Origin of the sequence: Acidipropionibacterium thoenii DSM 20276, assembly GCF_000423445.1 — a bacterium.
GTDB classification, from domain to species: Bacteria; Actinomycetota; Actinomycetes; order Propionibacteriales; family Propionibacteriaceae; genus Acidipropionibacterium; species Acidipropionibacterium thoenii.
This window is the reverse complement of record NZ_KE384018.1, coordinates 122,799-142,908: the sequence shown is the minus strand read 5'-3', so window position 1 is coordinate 142,908 and position 20,110 is coordinate 122,799. Positions and strand designations below refer to the sequence as shown.

Below are 20,110 nucleotides of genomic sequence, written 5' to 3'. Positions count from 1 at the left end.
GGCAGCCAGCACCTCCAGCACCATCCGCGGAGTCCTGGCCAAGGGCCAGAGCGTCGTCAGCCGCGGCGCCTCGGTCAACGGCTGGACACCGGTGACCTACCAGGGCACCAACGCCTGGATCTCCACCGCCTACCTCACCACCTCGGCACCCTCCCAGGGCTCCTCCGGAGCGGGGGGCACCAGCTCCGGCAGTCAGAGCGGCACATCGTCGGCCTCCGCCTGGGCCACTCTGCTGGCCAACGGGTCCTCCGGTCTGAGCGGTCTGCGGCCCAGCGCCAAGGGAATCGTGGATCGCACCATCTCCCAGTTCCCCCAGATCAAGACGATCTACGGCGTCCGCGCCGACGCATATCCCGATCACCCCTCCGGCCACGCGATCGACCTGATGATGCCCCGGGGCGCGAGCGACAACGCCCTCGGGTGGACCGTCGCCAATTACTACAAGGCACACGCCCAGGAGCTGGGCGTGCAGTACATCATGTGGGACAAGAAGATCTGGAACATCTCCCGGAACTCCGAGGGCTGGCGCGATGTGGCCGATCGGGGCGGGGTCACGGCCAATCATCAGGACCACGTCCACATCACCACCATCTGGGACTGACGCCCGAGTCATCACGATGTGATCGACCCTCACTGCCTGGTACGCGGACGCCGCCCAGCAGGCCCCGAGGGCGGCGTTGGCGCTCGCCAAGGGCCCCCGGTAGCATGGTCTGGCCCGGGAAGGCACCGGTCCCGATCGTCCAGTGGCCCAGGACATCGCCCTTTCAAGGCGGTAACGCGGGTTCGAATCCCGTTCGGGATACTCTGTGACACCCCTGGTCGGACCCAGTCCGGCCAGGGGTGCCGTGGTCCTCCCCCTGGCCACCGGGACAGCGAGTCCAGCAGAGGCTGCCGGGCCGGGCCCGAGCCGGCCACAGGCCCCCGGGCCAGTGGTCGATCCAGCGCTGAACCAGCACTGAGCCAGCGCGTCCACCGAGCGGCCTGCTCACCCCGATTTCCCATCTCCGCTGATCCTTGCTATATTTTTCGAGCTGCCTGAGCCAGGCAGCGGTCAGGATCTCCCGGGATGACCGGGCGGTTCAAGGCCCCGTAGCGCAGTTGGTTAGCGCGCCGCCCTGTCACGGCGGAGGTCGTGGGTTCAAGTCCCATCGGGGTCGCTCACGCGGCGATTCATATCGCCGCGTTCGTGCTGTTAGCTCAGCTTGCAGGCACGAGCCCCTGGCCGGGTAGCTCAGTCGGTAGCAGCGTTCGCCTGAAAAGTGAAAGGTCACCGGTTCGATCCCGGTCCCGGCCACATCTCAGGAAGCCCCTCCTCGGAGGGGCTTCCTGCCGTCCCGGCTCCCGGGGCGGTTTCCGGCCTGCCGCACGTCCGCAGCCTGCAGAATCGCACCCCCGGGGCCACCGCCTCACAGTGACGCACTGCCGTAACGCTTCGGGGCTAGCTTCGCTGGCATGACCGAACGATTTGACGTCGTGGAGGCAAGCATCTCCCAGTTGCAGGAGGCGTTGAGCTCTAACCGGGTGACATCGGTCGAGCTCGTGGTCGCCTATCTCAATCGGATCGCCTACTACGACCGCACCGGCACCTGCCTCAATGCCGTCCCGATTCTCAATCCGGATGTCCTCGCCGAGGCAGCGGCATCGGATGAGCGACGCAAGGCTGGCAAGGCCGGCCCACTCGAGGGCATTCCCTTCACCGTCAAGGACTCGTACAAGGTGAGGGGACTCACCGTCGCGGCGGGCAGCCCGGCGTTGGCCGATCTGGTCTCCAATGAGGACGCCGCCTCGATCGCCCAGTTGCGGGCAGCAGGAGCGGTGCTGATCGGCAAGACGAATATGCCGCCGATGGCCGCCGGTGGCATCCAGCCAGGGATCTACGGTTACGCGCACAGCCCCTACAACCCCCAGTACATCGCGGCCGGCTACGGATCCGGCTCCTCGAACGGGTCGGGTGTGGCGACGGCCTCGAGCATGTGCGCCTTCGGGATGGGCGAGGAGACCGTCTCCTCGGGGCGCTCACCGGCCTCCAACAACTGCCTGGTGGCCTACACCCCCTCGCGCGGCGTGCTGTCGATCCGGGGCAACTGGCCGCTGCGGCCGACCTGCGACGTCGTGGTGCCGCACACCCGAACGGTCACCGAGATGACGGAGCTGCTGGACGTGCTGGCGGTCAAGGACCCCCGGACCACCGGAGACTTCTGGCGCGAGCAGGACGTCGTCCCCCTGCCGGAACCGGAGCACTCGCTCCCCCATCCGGTGGCCCACCCCCGCCCCCAGAGGCTCGAGGGGCTGCGTCTCGGCGTGCCCAAGCTGTACATCGGAGACGACACCGAGCCTCTGGTGCCGCCGGTCATCCGGCCCTCTGTGCGCGCCCTGTGGGATCAGGCCGCCGATGATCTCCGCTCTCTGGGGGCCGAGGTGGTCGAGGTCGACCTGCCGGTGGTCTCCAACTACGAGGAGGACCGGCCCAGCGCCGTCGGGCTGCTGGAACAGGGCCTGGTGCCGCCGGACTGGCGCTCCCTGGAGGGTGGCCAACTGGCAGCCATGAGGCTGGACTCCTTCCTGCGCGAGAATGCCGACCCCAAGCTGACGAGCTGGGCCGATGTCGACGGCGACACCGTCTTTCCCGACGAGGATGCGCCGATCCCGGTATGGATCACCCGGGCACGCGGCGGCTTCGACTGGCAGCGGATGGCCGAGTTCGTCAAGCAGGGGGTGCCCGACCGGATCGCCGACGTGCCCGGCGTCGCCCAATTGCTCACCGGCCTGGAGCAGGCCCGCAAGACCAACTTCGAGGACTGGCTGAAGACCGAGGGTCTCGACGCGATCGTCTTCCCAGCGGCCGGTGACGTCGGCCGCGAGGACCTGTTCAGCGATGCCGAGAGCCTCGACGAGGCCTCCCGCAATGGCGTGGTCTACTCCAATGGCAACCGGGTGTGGCGTCACCTGGGAATCCCGACGGTCACGGTGCCGATGGGGTTCATGGCCGACATCCAGATGCCGGTCGGACTCACCTTCGCCGGCCCGGCCTACAGCGACGACCACCTGCTCGATCTGGCGTCGGCCTACGAGGCTGCCACCACCCAGCGACGCCCTGCCTTCCTGGCACCTTCGCTGCCCTGCAACCAGATCGATCTGGTGCCGCACGCGGAGGGGGAGGACGCCGACGCCACCATCGAGTCGGTCGAGGTCGTCGAGTCGGGGCGTTTCTGGGAGGTCACCGTGAAGCTGGCGTCGGAGCAGGCACTGGTCTGGGCCGACGGGATAGCCCTTGCGCCGGCCGAACCCGGGGTCTACCGGGGCCGGGTCTCTCTGGCCCGCAGACGGCTGGCCCCGGAGATGCTGGTGATCGCGCGGGTCGGGGGCCATGCCGCGTCCATGGTGACTGCTCCGTTGCCGATCGCCGAGTGACCGATCCGCACCGAATCAGACTTCTGGCCACCTCTGAGACCCTCAGATGTGGCCAAAAGTCACGGCTTGGTCACGACTTCAGATCGCGAAATCTGGCTTGGCTAGGTGTGTAACACGACAGAAACGCCATCGTTTCGCTGCGAACCAGACGCCCCACTAGCGTCGCCGACAAGTAGTGATCAGCTCCTCTGAGAGGAATTCAAATGCACCCCAGTTCTACGGGTCGTCACACTTCACCCGAAGTGTCGAGCACTCCCTCCACCGGGTTCTCGCGCCCGCGAAAAATGGCTCTCAAGGCCGCTGCCGCATCGCTGTCAGTGATGGTGCTGGCCGCCTGTGGCTCATCAAGCTCCGGCACCGCGGGCGACTCCTCCAGTGGCTCGGCCGCCGGCGGCTCCGGCACCCTCAAGATCGGCGCGATCTACCCGCAGACCGGGTCTCTGGCGCTGCTGGGGCCGGCGGCCAATGCAGGTGCGAAGGTGGCGACTGACGAGATCAATGCGGCGGATCCCTCGTTCAAGACCGAACTGACGATCAAGGACTCCGGAGACACCACCACCGACATCGCATCCTCCTCTGCCAAGGCGCTGCTGTCGGCCGGTACCGATGCCATTCTGGCCCCGGAGTCCTCGGCCGTGACCAAGACGGTGTTCAGCACGATCACCAATGCGAAGGTGCCCTTCATCTCCCCCGCGGCCACCGATACCTCGCTGACCAATCCGAACAAGAGCAACGGGATGTTCTTCCGCACCGTGCCCAGCGATGTCCTCCAGGGCCAGGCACTGGGCCAGAAGATCGTCTCCGACGGCCACAAGCGGGTCTCGATCCTCTACATGAACGAGGCCTACGGCTCCGGGCTCAACACCCAGATCAAGAACACCCTGCAGGCCAACAACGTCCAGGTCGTCGCCGACGTCCCCTTCACCCCGAACTCGACGAACTTCAACGCCGAGGTCAGCAAGGTGCTGGCCGCCAAGCCCGACGGCCTGGTGGTGATCTCCTTCGACGAGATCAAGGCCATCGCCGCATCCCTGCAGCAGAACAAGTTCGACTTCAAGACCTTCTACGGCACTGATGGCAACAACGGCATCCTCGGCAAGGGCGACCCCGACATCACCGGGGCCCAGTTCTCCACCCCCGGCGTCAATCCCGCCTCGGGCCTGAAGGCCAAGCTGGACAAGGCGAACGGCAAGGCGCTGAGCTCCTACTCCTACGCGGCCGAGTCCTACGACGCCACCACGCTGATCGCGCTGGCTGCCTCCCAGGGCAAGAGCACCACCCCCGCCGCGATCCAGAAGAACCTGGTCTCGGTCTCCAAGGACGGCACGAAGTGCTCCTCCTTCAAGGAGTGCTACGCCCTGATCCAGAAGGGCACCGACATCGACTACGAGGGCGAGTCCGGCCCGATCGACTTCAACGACTCCGGTGATGTCACCAAGGCCTCGATCTCCTTCTACAAGACCACCGGCCCCGACAACAAGACCCCGTGGGTGAGCCAGCAGACCTCCTCGCTGTGATCGATGAGGTGGGCTGACACCCAGACATCAGGAAGGGCCCGGTTCGAAAGAACCGGGCCCTTCCTCATGTTCTCTGACCTGATGGATTCTGGGCTGGTGATCTCTGGACTGATGGTCACTGGCAGGTACTCGCTGGGTGGCTGACCCCCAGCCGATCCCAGACACAGCTCATCCCCGGCCCCCAACCCCGGGTGGGGATAGGTGACCGGGGATGAGCCGAGAAGCCCCTCAGCCCGCCTTGTGGTCGGCGGCGAGGGTGCCGAGGTACAGCTGGATCACCTTGGGGTCATTGAGCAGATCGCGCCCGGTGCCCATGTAGGCGTCCTTGCCCTGATCCAGGACATATCCGCGGTCACAGATCTGCAGGCAGCGCGAGGCGTTCTGCTCGACGATCATGATCGAGACGCCGGCGGCATTGATCCGGGCGACGTTGACGAAGGTCTCGTCCTGGCGCACCGGGGACAGGCCGGCACTGGGCTCATCGAGCAGCAGCACCTTGGGGTCCATCATCAGGGCCCGCGACATCGCCACCATCTGGCGTTCGCCGCCGGACAGGGATCCGGCCCGCTGCTTGAGCCGCTTCTTCAGCTCGGGGAACAGGTCGACCACGAAGGCCAGCCGGTCGCTGTAGAGTGCCGGCTTCTGGTAGCAGCCCATCTGCAGGTTCTCCTCGATGGTGAGAGCCTGGAAGACGTTCTCGGTCTGCGGCACGAACCCGACGCCGTAGGTGACCAGCCGGTTGGCCCTGAGATTGGTGATCTCGGTGCCGTCGAGCACCACCGAACCCTCGTGCACCCGCACCAGACCGAAGATGGCCTTCAGCAGGGTCGACTTCCCGGCGCCATTGGGGCCGATGATCCCGACCAGTTCACCGTCCTCGACGTAGGTGTTGGTGCCATTGAGGATGTTGACGCCGGGAAGATAGCCGGCCACCAGATCCTTGGTCTCCAGAACGCGGCTCATGCCTGGCCCTTCCCCTCGTCGGTGCCGTCCTCGTGATCGTGATGCACGGCCTCCTCGGTCCTGTCCACCAGAGACTGGGCGTCACCACCCTCGGCCAGCTCATCGGCTGCCTCGACAGCCTCCTCCTGGGCATCCAGGACGGCCTGGTCGCGTTCGATGCTGACATCGGAGACGTCGATCTTCTTCTTGCGACCGGCGCGGATGTCGTTGATGACCTCACCCAGGTCGCGGTCCTTGTTCGATCCGAGATAGGCGTCGACGACCGCCGGATCCTCCATCACGACCTCGGGAGCACCCTCGGCGACCACCTTGCCCTCGGCCATCACGATGACCCAGTCGGCGATGGAGTGGACCATGTGCATGTCGTGCTCCACGAACAGCACCGTGACGCCGCTCTCCTTGAGCCCGACGATGTGGCCCAGCAGGGACTGCTTGAGGGCGGGGTTGACGCCGGCCATCGGCTCGTCGAGCATCACCAGCTGGGGGTCGCACATCAGGGCGCGGGCCATCTCCAGCAGTTTGCGCTGGCCTCCTGACATGGAGCCGGCGAAGTCGTCCTTCTTCTTCAGCAGCCCGAAACGCTCGAGCAGCACCAGGGCCCGCTGCTCGTTCGCCTTCTCCTGGCCACGCCAGATCGGCGGCAGCAGGGCCGCCCAGAAATGTTCCCCCTTCTGCTGGCGGGCGCCCAGTTTCATGGACTCCATCACGGTCATCCGGCCCAGCACCTTGGTGAGCTGGAAGGTTCGCACCTCACCCATCTGGGAGACCTTGTGGGCCGGTACCCCGGCCAGCGAGGTGCCGTTGAACTCCCAGGACCCGCTGTTGGGGGAGTCGAAACCGGTGAGCAGGTTGAACAGCGTCGTCTTGCCGGCACCATTGGGTCCGATCAGGGCAGTGATCTTGCCCCGTGGGATCTCGATGTGCTGGACGTCGACGGCCTTGAGGCCGCCGAACTCGCGAGTCACATCGCTGGCCGTCAGGATCGGATCCACCTTCTTGCAGCCCGGCGCCGCGGGCTCCGCGGCGATCGCTGCGCCACCACCGGGACCAGCGGTGACAGCGTCTGGTGAGGTCTGTGAAGTGTCAGCCATTGAAGTAGGTCTCCGCCTTGTTGCCGAAAATGCCTTGTGGCCGGAAGATCACCAGCACCATCAGGCCGATGCCGACCAGGATGAAGCGGATCTGACCGCCCTGGATACCGGAGATCGGGAGGAGGTCGGCGCTGGTGAGCAGGCCCACCAGACCGTCGGTGATGATCAGGGTGGCCCAGAAGATCATCGAGCCGACGATCGGCCCGAAGACGGTGGCAGCGCCACCCAGGAACAGGATCGTCCACAGGAAGAAGGTGGTCTGGGTGCCGCCGATGTCTGGGTTCAGGCCCTTCGGCATGATGTACAGCATGCCGGCCACACCGGCGATCACACCACCGAGCACCAGGGCCTGCATCTTGTAGGCGAAGACGTTCTTGCCCAACGCCCGCACCGCGTCCTCATCCTCGCGGATGCCGCGCACCACGCGACCCCACGGGCTGCGCATCAGCCCCCAGACCAGCAGGGCCGCGATGACGACCACCGCCCAGCACACGATCAGGTTGAACAGATCGTCGCGGGAGTAGGAGAACGGCCCCAAGATGTAGAAACCGCCGGAGGCCGGTTCGGGGATCGGATTGAGAGCCGCCCACGCATTGCCGTAGTCGAAGGAGGTCAGACCGCCCTGGCCGCCGGTCAGTGGGGTCAGCTCGGGAGTGATCGCCACATAGCGGACGATCTCGGCCGCCGCGATGGTCACCATCGACAGGTAGTCGGCGCGCAACCTCAGGGTCGGGATGCCGAGCAGCAGGGCGAAGACGACCGCCCCGACCACCCCGAAGAGCAGGCACAGCGGCAATGGCATGCCGATGGTCCGCGATCCGATGGCGAAGAAGTAGGCGCCGATCGCCATGAAGGCCGACTGGCCGAAGTTCATCAGGCCGGTGTAGCCGAAGTGCACTGCCAGGCCGATGGTGGCCAGCGCGAAGGCTGCGGTGTCAGGAGCGAAGAGCTGTGACAGCGCCTGGGATATGAAGCTGAAATCCATGAGAGTTCCCTTCTCAGCCGATCCGCTGCTTCCTGCCCAGCAGACCCTGAGGTCTCACCAGCAGGACGATGATCATGATGAGCATTGCCACCACGTACTTCAGCGAGGTCGGCACCCACATGGTGGAGACATCCATCGCCAGGCCAATGATGATGGCCCCGACCAGTGCCCCCCAGGTGGTCCCGAGACCGCCGAGGGTGACAGAGGCGAACAACAGCAGCAGGATCAGTGCACCTGCGTTCCACTGCAGGGTCTGGTAGTAGCCGATCAGAGCTCCCGCGACTCCGGCCAGGGCGCCGCCGCCCACCCACACGATCCGGGTGATCCGTTCGACGTTGATACCGGTGGCCGCCGCCAGGGCCTTGTTGTCGGCCACCGCGCGGGTGGCCTTGCCGGTCCGGGTGAAGGAGAAGAACAGCGCGACCAGCACCAGCAGCACGATGGCGATGATCGAACCCACCACGTCCCAGTACCGCAGGTTCACCGACCCGAAGGACACCACGGGATCGTTGTTGGCCGGTATCGACAGCCGGTCGGGGCCCCAGATGAAGGCGAAGACATATCGCAGCGCCAGGGACAGCCCGATGCTGACGATCATGATCTGCATCATCCCGAGCCGACGTTTGCGCAGTGGCCGCCACAGCAGGAAGTCCTGCAGGTATCCGAAGCAACCGCCCAGGACCAGTGCCCCTGAGATCGCGATCCAGCCGTTGAGATTCCACTGCCCGGCGATCATGTAGGCCATGAAGGCGCCGAAGGTGACCAGCTCGCCATGGGCGAAGTTGTTCAACCCGGTGGTGCTGTAGATCAGCGACAGTCCGATGGAGGCCAGTCCCAGCAGCAGTCCGAAGGTCAGCCCGGTGGAGATCTTGGAACTCAGCTGGTCGAGGAAGCTGGTGGAGTCGGCACTGCTGGCGGACCCGCCACCGGCCTCCCCACCGGCCGCTGCGCTTCCGGTGCTGGAGGCGGTGCCCGTCGCAGAGGGTGCCGCCAGCGGTGCCGGCGTCACCTCGGTGCGCACCCCGCCGGCCGTCAGTGTGATCGCCGTGAACTGGGGGGAGATATTGCCGGTGGTGGCACGCACCGTCGGATTGGCGGCCGGGCCGACCCCGCTGGGCAGCGTGGCGACGTCGAAGTAGACGCCGTACCTGCCGGACTCGGTGAGGGCGATGGTGGCCTTTCCATCGGCATCGGTGGTGCCCTTGATGAGCTGGCCCGCGGCATCGGCCACCGTGATGGCGACCTTGGCTGCTGGCTTGGAGTCGGCGCCGGTGACTGTCACGATCAACTGGACGCCGGCCGCGTTCGCACCGGGTGCGCTGCGGGCCTGGAAGGTCCCGCACAGCGCCAGGAAGGCCAGGAGGGCCAATGACAGATGCCAGAGTCGTCTGCGATAGGTACTGCAGATGATCCCTTGTCGAGCTGTTCTCACGTGTTTCCCTCCAGTGCTCCCGTGCCCGTGGTGCAGGACGGGTGAGCCCTCTCCTGTTGCGCCGACGAGTCGGCGGCACAACCTGTTCGGAACTGTAGAAGCGGTTCCCGGCGTCACCCCCGTAAGTCCCTGAGACGTAACAGAGCATCGTCAATCTGTAACATGGCGGTACACAGATGTAACACAGGTTTTGAACCCGGAAGACGCTCCCGGACCGAATCCCCGTACGGGCCCTGGCAGTGCTCCCGGAACAGACAGCGGACGCCGACCGGGCTGGTTGCCCGGTCGGCGTCCGCTGTCTGATGTCGATCCGCCGACGGCTACTTCACCGACCCACTCATCAGCCCGGCAACGAAGTACTTGCCCAGGATGATGTAGATCAGCAGAGTCGGCAGCGAGGCCACCAGCACCCCGGCCATAATCTGCGGGTAGTTCGGGTTCTGCCCCGAGGCCAGTGCGTTGAGCCCGAAGGTCACCGGGCCATTGGTCTGGTTGGTGAGGAACAGGGCGAAGAGGAAGTCGTTCCAGGCGCTGGTGAACTGCCAGATCAGCGTCACCACGAAGGCCGGCGGGGAGATCGGCAGCACCACCTTGGTGTAGGTGGACCAGGTCGTGGCGCCGTCCACCCGGGCCGCCTCCACGATCTCGGTGGGCACCGAGGTGGCGTAGTAGTTCCGGAAGATCAGGGTGCAGATCGGGATGCCGTAGATGATGTGGCACAGGATCAGGGTCGGGATCCCGGAGAACCACGGGGCGCCGTCCTGAATGTTCAGCATCAGTCCCGACAGCGGGATCATGATTGCCTGGTACGGGATGAACATCCCGAACAGGAAGAGCACGAAGATCACGTGGGAGCCCGGGAACCGGGCCTTGGCGAAGACGTAGCCATTGAGGGAGCCGAGCATCGCCGAGACCGCCGCCGCGACGATCGCCATCACCAGGGAGCGGCCGACGGCCGGTGCCAGGGTGCCCCAGGCGGCCACCCAGCCCTCCACCGACCAGTGGGTCGGGATCTGCCAGGCGGTGGACTGGTCGTAATCGGCCTGGCGCTTGAAGCTGGTCACCAGCAGTGCGTAGGCCGGCATCAGAACGATGATGGCGAAGCAGATCAACAGCGCGTACTGAAGAGAGCCCCAGGCCTTCTGGCCCCTGGTGGCGCGACGGTGCCGGGCCGGGACGGCCGCCAGCTGGTCGGCCTCAAGAGTTGCCGCAGACATCAGCGGACCCCCTTCTCCGTGCGGTTGGTGTAGACGAGGTAGGGAATGACGGCCACCGCCACGATGAGCAGCAGCAGAGTCGCGTTGACCGCAGCCGCGGTGGGGTCGTTGAGCTGGAACAGCTGGGTCCACATCAAGGTGGCGGGGACCTCTGCGGTGTAGGAGCTCTGGCCGGCGATCGAGTAGATCAGGTCGAACATCTTCATCGACATGTGCCCGACGATGATCAGGGCGCTCAGCGCGATCGGTGACAGCTGGGGGAAGAGCACATATCGGTAGAGCTTGAACTCGGTGGCACCGTCGACCCGGGCGGCCTCGCGCTGGTCCTCGGAGATACCGCGGAAGCCGGCCAGGAAGAGCGCCATGATGTAGCCCGACAGCTGCCAGATGGCCGGTATCGCCATCGCGGCCATGTTGAACCTGCCTGCCGAGTACCAACTGGACTGCAGACCGTCCAACCCCACCATCTGGAACAGCTGGTTGAGGCCGACCGCGTTGGAGCCCCGGGCCGGGGACAGCAGCCACCGCCAGATCACGCCGGCAGCGACGAAGGAGATCGCCATCGGGAACAACAGCAGGGAGCGGAACGCTCCCTCGAACCTGACCCCGCGTTCCAGGAGCAGCGCCCACAACAGGCCGAAGAACATCGTCCCGGCCACGAAGGTGACGGTGAGGACCAGCAGGTTCCACAGGGCGTGCTGATAGCGCGGGTCGCTGATCAGGTCGGTGTAGTTCTGGAACCCGCCGGGGGCCTTGAGGCGCCCCGATCTGGTGCGGACCATCTGGAAGGAGGTCCCGATGTTGTTGATGATGAACCCGTAGACGAAGATCCCGATCAGGATGATCGATGGCGCCACGAACGCGAGGCTCGGCAGCCAGCGTCGCACTTTCACCATGTCGTCACTCCTCTCGTGGCTCGCATCCTGGAGTCCGCCGTCATCTCGCCCGCATCTGTCATCTCGTCATTTCCCTGTCGTGAATACCGCCAAGCCCGACAGATGGGCCCGGCCATCGCGGCCGGGCCCATCCGAGGAGTCAACTCACTGCGCGTACTTGTCGTGCGAGGCGACCAGGGCACTCACCAGATTGTCGGTGTTCTTGTCCTGGTAGAACTTGCTCATCGCGGTGTTGATCTCCGAGCTCCAGGCCAGCGGGACGGCGGCACCGTGGGCGATCGAGGAGACGATCTTGGTGTCGGAGGACTTGAAGTCCTTCATCGCCGACCGCTGGTAGGCGCTGAATCCATCAGAGGAGATATCGGTACGAGGCGGGATGGAGCCCTTGAGCTTGTTGAAGGTGGTCTGGGCATCCTTGGAGCCGACGAACCGCAGCCAGTCCTGGGTGCCGCCGGGGTTCTTGGTGCCGGCCGGCAGGGTGAAGGAGTCGGCCAGGAAGTCGAAGATGTTCTCCTTGCCGGGCATCGCGAAAGCGTCCCAGTCGGTCTTGTACGTCTTCCCCTTCATCTCGAACTGGGCGACCGCCCAGTCGCCCATCACGTTGTAGGCGGCCTTGCCGTCGGCCACCATGTCGGTGGCGTTCGGCCAGTCGTCGCCATCGGAGGCGGTGTTGGCGAAGGTGAGGGCCTTCTTGTACTGCTCGATCGACTGCTTGACGCCGTCGGAGTCCCACTTGCCGTCCTTGCTGAACAGCTTGCTGTACTCGTCAGCACCCAGGTTCGAGGCCAGGATCGACTCGAAGAGCTCGGTCTGGGTCCAGGTGCCGCCGATCGACAGCGGGGTGGCGACGCCGGAGTCCTTGACCTTCTGCAGGTCGGCCAGCCATCCGGCGACGTCGGTCGGGGTGCTGGTGATGCCCGCCTTCTTGAGCAGGGCGGTATTGGACCAGACCACATTGGCCCGGTGGATGTCGACCGGCACCGAGTAGATGTGGCCGTCGACGGTGAGCTTGTCGAGCAGGGTCTTGGGGAAGACCGACTCCCCGCCCAGCTCCTTGATGATGTCGTCGACCGGCTCGACCTGGTCGGCGTCGATGTAGTCCATCAGCTCCGCGCCGGCGTGGCCCTGGAAGGACCCGGGGGGATTTCCGTTCTTGAGATCGGAGGCCAGCTTCGCCTTGGCATTGGAGCCCGACCCGCCGGCCACCGCCAGGTTCTGGAAGGTGTCATTGGGGTACTGCTTCTTGAACATCACCTCGAGGGCATCGAGACCCTTCTTCTCGGATCCGTCCGCCCACCAGGTGAAGACGCCGACGGTGCCGCCGGCTCCCCCTGCCTTGGGGGTGGATGCCGGTGTCGTCGCGTCAGCAGAGCCTGACTCTGTGGTTGACCCGCACGCGGCGCCGGACAGCACCAGAAGCGACGCTGTTGCGAGCGCCGCGAGTTTCTTTCCACGCATGAATGAAAACCTCCCGGTCCCTTCCAGACATCAGTGTCTGGCGCCGGACTACCTTGTCCAGCGGGTCTGATCCTGCCAGTGCTGAGCAGGCGTGGCAAGGAGGGGCCGTGAGGAATCTCTCACATCGTGACCATCCCGTGACCTGACCTGCGGGAACCCGCTCCGGGCTCACAGGTAGGCCCGCACCCAGCGCCTCATCTCGGCGAAGACCATGGCGCGCACCGGCGGGGCCGACAGCACCAGATCGTGCAGTCCGCCGGTGATCCGCACCAGGGTGAGGTGGCGTCCCAGCCGGATGGTGGCCGCTGCCAGCCGTTCGACGTCGAGAACCGTGTCGGCACCTCGCATCGACTCGTTCCAGGTCGCCGACAGATCGCTGCGAGCCGACAGCAGAGTGAGGATCGGCACCTCGATACCGAGCCCCTGCTCCACCTGCGCATGGCCCTCCAGGATCGCCTTCAGCCATCCCGCGCGCACCACGAAGGCATTGTCGCGGGACTTCTCGAAGGGGATGTCCCACTCCCCTCCGAACTCCCGGCGCACCGAGCGGGCGAAGTTGTCACGACTGGCGATCGGCAGCACCGAGCCCGCGGAGGCCTGGGTGACCGCCCGGGTCAGCGGTCCCGCGATCATCCGGGCCATCGCCGATCCCTGCAGGTCGATCCACGGCGAGTTGAGGATGATCCCCTTGACCCGGTTGGGGTGCCGGGCGGCCCACAGTACGGCGATCAGCCCGCCGGTGGAGTGCCCCATCAGGGAGATCGCCTCGTGGTCGGCGCGGATGATCGACATCGCGGCGTCGATCTCCTCGTCGTACTCCGACAGGTCCGAGATCCAGCCCGCCCGTTGCCCGTCGACCAGATTGCGGCCGTAGCGGCGCAAGTCGAGTGCGTAGAAGTCCATCCCCCAGGACTCGACCTGGTCGGCCAGATGGGCCTGGTAGAAGCAGTCCGACCAGCCGTGGATGTAGAGCAGGGCGCGCGGGTGCGTCGCCGGATGGTGGCGGATCAGTCCGGCTGTCAGTAGCGCGTCGGGGTCACCGGCGATTCGCTGCGCCCGTGGCAGGCCGATCCGCGCCCACTCGAAGCCGGGCACGATCGGGTCCGAGGTCCATCTCATCTCGATGCCATCCAGACTCGGGGCACCGCGACCGGGACGCCCCGGGCACTCACCAGAAGGTGACCGGCGTCACTGGTCGTCGTCGCCGTAGTGGGAGTACTTCTCAGCCAGGTCAGCGTACTTGTCGGAGACCTCTTCATCCTCGGTGTGGTCCTCACGGACCTTGTCTCCCCGCAGCTCTCGCTCCAAGGATGCAAGATCCATGTCAACCGAGCGATATTTCAGATCACGAGCAACCTTGGTCTGCTTCGCCTTTGCACGGCCGCGCCCCATATGGGTCGACCCCCTCGCCTCGTTGGTCGCGGCATTGCCGCGCGCATGTCATCTACTGTCGTGACACACAGGCTACCCGAGCCGGTGCGAGGACACCAAAGTCCCCCGGGTCACAGGGCGCGGTAGTCGCCCACCAGCTGAACCCCCGGATCCCCGGCATCGCCCTTCGCTGCGACCGTGCCGCAGCGCCAGGCCGCCAGACCGCGTTCGGCCAGGAACGCCACCGCCTGCTCGGCATTGTCGGCAGGAAGCACCAGGACCATCCCGACGCCCATGTTGAGGGTCTCCTCGATGTCGGGCCTGGAGATCCTGCCGACCTCGGCGACCAGTCGGAAGATCGCAGCCGGAGCCCAGCTGGACCGCTCCACGGTGGCCTGCAGATCCTCGGGGATCACCCGGGAGAGGTTGTTGGCCAGTCCCCCGCCGGTGATGTGGCTCATCGCATGCACCTCGATCCGGCCGATCAGGGCCAGCAGGTCGGCGGCGTAGACGGTGGTCGGGGTGAGCAACTCCTCACCGAGGGTGCGGCCGAGCTCGGGAACAGTTCTCTCCAGCTTCCATCCGGTCTGGCCCAGCAGCACCTTGCGCACCAGGGAGTAACCGTTGGAGTGCAGCCCCGAGGACGCCACCGCCACCAGGGCGTCCCCGGCGGCGACCCGTTGGGGTCCCAGCACGTCGTCCTTCTCGACGGCGCCGGTGGTGGCCCCGGCGACGTCGTACTCGTCGGGAGCCAGCAGGCCCGGGTGCTCGGCGGTCTCGCCTCCCAGCAGCGCGCAGCCGGCCTTCTGGCAGGCCCTCGCGATGCCCTTGACGACGTCCGCGATCTTCTCGGGCCGCACGGAGCCGCAGGCGATGTAGTCGGTGACGAACCATGGCTCGGCACCCACCACCACCAGGTCGTCGACGAGCATTCCGATCAGGTCGAAGCCGATCGTGTCGTGGATGTCCATCGCCTGGGCGATCGCCACCTTGGTGCCCACCCCATCGGTCGAGGTGGCCAGCAGCGGGTGACGATAGCCGGCCAGTGCCGAGGCATCGAAGAAGCCTGCGAATCCGCCGAGCCCACCGATCACCTCGGGGCGGTGGGCGGCGGCGACGTGAGCCCTCATCAGGTCGACGGCGCGCTCCCCCGCGGCGATGTCGACCCCGGCGAGGGCATAGGCGGAGGCTGCCGCTGAGCTGGGCTGCGGCTGGTCGGTGGTGGTCATGACTGGTCTCCTTGACCTTCGCGGGACAGCGCGGGACCTGACTCAGAGGGCGACGGGTCCTCCTCGGGCAGGGCCTCCTGCATCGGCTCGGCCGTCATCGACGGGGAATCGGCCAGCATCGGTTCCACGCCGAGCGGGACCTGAACCGGATAGACGCCGTCGAAGCAGGCCCGGCACAGATTGTCCTTGGGAACATGGGTGGCCTGGATGAGCCCCTCAAGACTGACATAGGCCAGCGAGTCGGCACCAATGGATCTGGCGATCTCATCGACCGACAGTCCCGCGGCGATGAGCTGGGCCCGGGTCGCGAAGTCGATGCCGTAGAAGCACGGCCACTTGACCGGCGGGGAGGAGATCCGCACGTGGACCTCCTTGGCCCCGGCCTCGCGCAGCATCCCGACGAGTTGGCGCTGGGTGTTGCCGCGCACGATCGAGTCGTCGACGACGACCAGGCGTTTCCCCTCGATGACATCGCGCAGCGGATTGAGCTTCAACCGGATGCCGAGATTGCGCAGCGTCTGGGAGGGCTGGATGAAGGTGCGTCCGACGTAGGAGTTCTTGACCAGCCCCATGCCGTACTTGATCCCCGACTGGTCGGCGTAGCCGATGGCGGCCGGCGTCCCCGACTCGGGAACCGGGATGACCAGATCGGCGTCGGCCGGCGCCTCCTGGGCCAGGATCTTGCCGACCTTGACGCGCACATTGTGGATCCGGCGGTCCGCGATGACGGTGTCCGGCCGGGCCAGGTAGACGTACTCGAAGATGCAGCCCTTGGGCCGGGCCTCGGCGAACCGGGCACTGCGCAACCCGGCGGAGTTGATGGTGATCAACTCGCCGGGTTCGATCTCGCGCACGAAGGTGGCTCCGACGATGTCGATGGCCGCGGTCTCCGAGGCCACCACCCAGCCGGTGGGCAGCCGCCCCAGCACCAGCGGCCGGATGCCCTGCGGGTCGCGGGCGGCGCACACCGTGGTGTCGTCCATGAAGACCACGCTGAAGGCACCCTTGAGAAGGGACATCACCTCCATCGCGATCCCATCGATCGGGCCGTCATAGGTGGCCATCAGGGCAGTCATCAAGGTGGTGTCGGAGGTGGAGTCCATCCGCTCCTTGTGCGGCACCGCGGCCTGCGGGTCGCGGGAGGCGATGAGCTCCTCCAGCTCCTCGGAGTTGGTGAGGTTGCCGTTGTGGGCCAACGCCAGGCCGCCACCGCCGGGCCGCGAACGGAAGGTGGGCTGGGCATTGTCCCAGACGCTCGATCCTGCCGTGGAGTAGCGGGTGTGGCCGATCGACAGGCTGCCGCGAAGGGTGTTGAGGGTGGCCTCGTCGAAGACCTGGGAGACCAGCCCCATGTCCTTGAAGACCATCGTCCGGTGGCCGTCGGAGACCGCCATACCAGCCGATTCCTGGCCGCGGTGCTGGAGGGCGTACATCCCGAAGTAGGTGAGCTTGGCGACCTCCTCGCCAGGGGCATAGATCCCGATGACACCACAGGCATCCTGGGGACCATGGTCCTGGGGATTGAGGTCGGCGGTGAGAAGTCCGTCAGCGCGGGTCACACCGACACGCTACCCCAGCTTCCAGATGCCGTTGTCATCCGTTCACCGGGGATGGCCACGGCCCGCCCCGGCAAGGGCCTCAGAGTCGAGTTCCCAGCTGGGACTGCGGTGGGGTGACGCGAGCGGCCAGCAGCCACCCCAGCAGACAGGCGATCACCGCGGCACCGGCCGTCACCGAGTAGGCCCCGGTGTGGCCCGACTGATCGGCCAGCCGACCCGCGATGGTGGTACCCACCGAGTACCCCAGGCTGGTGGTGGCCGCCAGCAGGGTCATCACCGCCCCGATCCGCGACGGCCTGGCCGCCCGCTCCGCCACCGAGTACAAGGTGATGAGATAGGGCGCCAGGGCCAGGCCGAGGACCACCAGCTCGACCAGCAGCATCCCCAGCGAGTTCACCGCCACCAGCGGGGCGGTGAGAACGGCCAGCGCGGAGGCGAAGATCCGCCAGCGGGTCACCAGCCCGACCCGGCGGGCGATATGGGGCAGCAGCAGGCCCGCGGTGGCACTTCCCACCGACATCGCCGCCAGCAGCAGACCTGCCAGTCCGGGCCGGCCCGCGGCGGTGGACAGGCTGGTGGTGCCGGCCTGCACCGAGCCGAAGATCACCCCGATCATCAGCAGTCCGGCGATCGCGGAGGCCACCCCCGGGGTCAGCAGCGGCTCGGGGCGGGGTGCCACTTCGGTACTGACGACTGGGTCGGCGGTGTGCCCGGGGCGGGCCGGGGCTCGACGCGGTGGCCGCGAGGGCGTCACCAACCTCACGGTGGGATGGACCGCGAACCAGATCCCGAAGACCAGCAGCATGATCCCGGCGGTGATGATCGCCCAGATCGCGCCGAGTGCCACCGCCAGTAGCCCGGTCAGCGCCGGGCCCAGCGCGAAGGAGGCCTCGTCGGCCGACCCCTCCCAGGCGAAGGAGGTCTCCAGAATGCCTGCCTGCAGGTCGCGATGGGCCGCCCCGATCGCCCGCCAGCGGACCCGGGCCATGGTGCCGGTCTGGGGAAGGAAGAAACCGGCCAGGGCGCCGATGGCGGCGACGACCGGCCAGGATGCGCCGGCCATCGCAGCCAGCGCCTCGGCGATCAGCCCGAGCCCGCCGACCACCGCCTGGATGATCATCAGGCCGCGCTGGCCCCGGCGGTCGGTGAGGTTGCCGAAGATGGGCGACCCGATCGCATTGGACAGCGCCAGCGCCCCGGCTGCGATCCCGCCGGGTCCGATGTGTCCGGCCACCAGCGGACTGGAGACCAGCAGCATGGTGCCGAGCTGGCTCATCGCGAGCGGCAGCCGGGCCACGAAACCGACCGCCACGAAGGTGGCACCGGAGTGACTGAACAGACTGCGGTAGGTGATCGCTGCCATCGGGCTCCTCGGGGTATGACGTCGTGCGCGTCCCCCCACCCTTCTGAGACGCGAACCACCCCTGCCTTTCGGCGTGAGGTCAGCCTACCCCGCGTGTCCGGCGACAGTCCCGAGGGCTGCTCCCGAGCCGCCGGGGCGCCGCGATGGAGCTGCTTGTGCCTGCCGGGTCAGGCCAGTCCGGCGAGCAGCAGAGCCTCGGTGAGGATGGCCCTGCGGAAATCTCCCAGATGCAGCGACTCATCGATGCCGTGCATCCGGGAGTCGGGATCGGTGACCGCGGTGACCAGCACTGCGGCCCCGGGGAATGCCCGCTGGAGGTCGGTGACCAGCGGAATCGCCCCTCCGCAGCCGACCCGCACCGGCGACCGTCCCCACGCGATCCGGAAGGCCTCGTCGGCGACCTCGGCCGCCCTACCGGTGATCTCGATGATCCCGGGGGCCCCGATCTGGCCCGGAGTGACGGTGACATGGGCGCCGTAGTCGACATGGCTCTCGAGGTGACGAGTGAGGGCTTCCAGCGCCTGGGCCGCGTCATCGCCGGGGGCGACGCGCAGTCCCACCTTGGCCCGGGCCACCGCCGGCAGGATGTTGATGGCCTGGTCGACCGGGGTGGCATCCACCGCCAGCACCGAGACCGAGGGGCGGGTCCACATCCTCTCGACCAGGGAGCCGGTCCCGGTCCACTGCACCCCGTCCAGGATCGCGGTCTCCTCGCGCAGCCGGTCCTCCGGGTAGTCCAGGGTCGGCCCGGGCAAGGACTTCAGCCCCTCCACGGCGACGTCGCCATGGGCGTCGTGGAGGGTGGCCAGCAGTCGGCACAAGGTGGTGAGGGCGTCGGGGGCGATGCCGCCGAACTGCCCGGAGTGCAGCGGGTGGTCCAGGGTCCGCACCTCCACGACGCAGTCGGCGACGCCACGAAGGCTGGTGGTCAGGGAGGGGATGCCCTGTTCCCAGTTCACCGAGTCGGCGATGACGATGACGTCGGCGGCCAGCTCGCTGCGGTGCGCCGCGATGATGGCGGCCATCGACGGGGAGCCGATCTCCTCCTCCCCCTCGATGAGCAGGGTGATCCCCACCGGCGGGCGGTCGCCCAGGGCGCGGATCGCCGCCAGATGAGCGGCGACCCCGCCCTTGTCGTCGGCGGTGCCGCGACCGTAGAGCCGGTCTCCCCTGCGGGTTGCGGTGAACGGCTCGGATCCCCAGGCCGACAGGTCCCCGGTGGGCTGGACGTCGCCGTGGGAGTAGAGCAGCACGGTCGGCGCACCCTCGGGGGCCGGCCAGTGGGCGATGACGACGGGCAGCCCCTGGCCCTCGGTGACCACGGCGACGTCGGCGGCCCCTGCCCGGGAGGCAAGGTCGGCGATGTGCTCGGCATTGGCGACCACGTGGTCGGGGTTCAGGGAGCTGACGGAGGGGATCGCGACCAGCCGGGTCAGCTCCTCGACGGCCGACTCCATCACGGCGTCGACCCTGGCCTCCAGCTCACTGCTGTGCTCGGCAAGATTCATGGCCACAGCCTAGAAGTCCGGCCTCGGCCACGGCCACCGGAAGGACTCCGGTGGCCGGAACCGACCGCCGACCGGTCGAGCCCGGAGCCTTCCCGGGCCGAACCCGCAAC

General features: G+C 67.0%; 16 protein-coding genes and 3 tRNA genes. 6 read left to right on the top strand and 13 right to left on the bottom strand.

All coding sequences use genetic code 11. From position 1 onward, the window contains the following. The 6 genes from G554_RS17880 to G554_RS0110040 all read left to right on the top strand — a co-directional run. Window positions 1-601 (top strand): VldE C-terminal domain-containing protein (locus G554_RS17880; protein ID WP_036925366.1); only part of this gene is annotated, 601 nt, incomplete at its 5' end. Window positions 602-729: 128 nt separating this feature from the next. Then, window positions 730-802 (top strand) — tRNA-Glu (locus G554_RS0110060). A 281-nt stretch (window positions 803-1,083) separates the two neighbouring features. Next, window positions 1,084-1,157: transfer RNA gene (locus G554_RS0110055), tRNA-Asp, on the top strand. Between the two features lie 63 nt (window positions 1,158-1,220). Next, window positions 1,221-1,294 (top strand) — tRNA-Phe (locus G554_RS0110050). 158 nt (window positions 1,295-1,452) lie between these two features. Then, a complete protein-coding gene (locus G554_RS0110045) occupies window positions 1,453-3,411 on the top strand; it encodes an amidase (protein WP_027587783.1) in 1,959 nt (652 codons plus the stop codon). A gap of 284 nt (window positions 3,412-3,695) precedes the next feature. Then, the gene (locus G554_RS0110040; protein WP_027587782.1) at window positions 3,696-4,928 is read left to right on the top strand and encodes an ABC transporter substrate-binding protein; all 1,233 of its coding nucleotides are present in this window, start codon (window positions 3,696-3,698) and stop codon (window positions 4,926-4,928) included. A 228-nt stretch (window positions 4,929-5,156) separates the two neighbouring features. On the opposite strand, the gene G554_RS0110035 is transcribed toward G554_RS0110040, so the two are convergent. From G554_RS0110035 to G554_RS0109975, 13 genes are all read right to left on the bottom strand, one after another. After that, entirely contained in the window at window positions 5,157-5,891 is a 735-nt protein-coding gene (locus G554_RS0110035) for an ABC transporter ATP-binding protein (protein WP_027587781.1), read from the bottom strand. Then, window positions 5,888-6,982, bottom strand: a complete 1,095-nt coding sequence (locus G554_RS15820) for an ABC transporter ATP-binding protein (RefSeq protein ID WP_084648461.1) — start codon at window positions 6,980-6,982, stop codon at window positions 5,888-5,890. The genes G554_RS0110035 and G554_RS15820 overlap by 4 nt, the downstream gene beginning before the upstream one ends. Then, window positions 6,975-7,967, bottom strand: a complete 993-nt coding sequence (locus G554_RS0110025; protein ID WP_027587780.1) for a branched-chain amino acid ABC transporter permease — start codon at window positions 7,965-7,967, stop codon at window positions 6,975-6,977. The genes G554_RS15820 and G554_RS0110025 overlap by 8 nt, the downstream gene beginning before the upstream one ends. A gap of 13 nt (window positions 7,968-7,980) precedes the next feature. Then, a complete protein-coding gene (locus tag G554_RS0110020; protein WP_051232868.1) occupies window positions 7,981-9,336 on the bottom strand; it encodes an ABC transporter permease subunit in 1,356 nt (451 codons plus the stop codon). 383 nt (window positions 9,337-9,719) lie between these two features. Beyond that, a complete protein-coding gene (locus tag G554_RS0110015; protein WP_036925363.1) occupies window positions 9,720-10,616 on the bottom strand; it encodes a carbohydrate ABC transporter permease in 897 nt (298 codons plus the stop codon). Beyond that, a complete protein-coding gene (locus tag G554_RS0110010) occupies window positions 10,616-11,512 on the bottom strand; it encodes a carbohydrate ABC transporter permease (protein ID WP_027587777.1) in 897 nt (298 codons plus the stop codon). The genes G554_RS0110015 and G554_RS0110010 overlap by 1 nt, the downstream gene beginning before the upstream one ends. A gap of 144 nt (window positions 11,513-11,656) precedes the next feature. Continuing rightward, window positions 11,657-12,970 (bottom strand): ABC transporter substrate-binding protein, encoded by a 1,314-nt coding sequence (locus G554_RS0110005; RefSeq protein WP_027587776.1) that lies wholly within the window; start codon window positions 12,968-12,970, stop codon window positions 11,657-11,659. A 168-nt stretch (window positions 12,971-13,138) separates the two neighbouring features. After that, the gene (locus G554_RS0110000; protein ID WP_027587775.1) at window positions 13,139-14,089 is read right to left on the bottom strand and encodes an alpha/beta hydrolase; all 951 of its coding nucleotides are present in this window, start codon (window positions 14,087-14,089) and stop codon (window positions 13,139-13,141) included. 69 nt (window positions 14,090-14,158) lie between these two features. Next, the gene (locus G554_RS0109995; RefSeq protein ID WP_027587774.1) at window positions 14,159-14,362 is read right to left on the bottom strand and encodes a DUF3073 domain-containing protein; all 204 of its coding nucleotides are present in this window, start codon (window positions 14,360-14,362) and stop codon (window positions 14,159-14,161) included. Between the two features lie 110 nt (window positions 14,363-14,472). Then, window positions 14,473-15,570: a phosphoribosylformylglycinamidine cyclo-ligase gene (gene purM, locus G554_RS15815; RefSeq protein WP_036925361.1), complete on the bottom strand. Its 1,098-nt coding sequence runs from the start codon at window positions 15,568-15,570 to the stop codon at window positions 14,473-14,475. Beyond that, a complete protein-coding gene (purF, locus tag G554_RS15810; RefSeq protein WP_245570026.1) occupies window positions 15,567-17,129 on the bottom strand; it encodes an amidophosphoribosyltransferase in 1,563 nt (520 codons plus the stop codon). Before purF ends, purM begins: the two co-directional genes overlap by 4 nt. A gap of 79 nt (window positions 17,130-17,208) precedes the next feature. Then, window positions 17,209-18,492 (bottom strand): MFS transporter, encoded by a 1,284-nt coding sequence (locus G554_RS0109980; RefSeq protein ID WP_027587773.1) that lies wholly within the window; start codon window positions 18,490-18,492, stop codon window positions 17,209-17,211. A 167-nt stretch (window positions 18,493-18,659) separates the two neighbouring features. After that, window positions 18,660-20,000, bottom strand: coding sequence for a dipeptidase (locus tag G554_RS0109975; RefSeq protein WP_027587772.1), 1,341 nt, complete (start codon window positions 19,998-20,000; stop codon window positions 18,660-18,662). Window positions 20,001-20,110 lie beyond the last annotated feature (110 nt).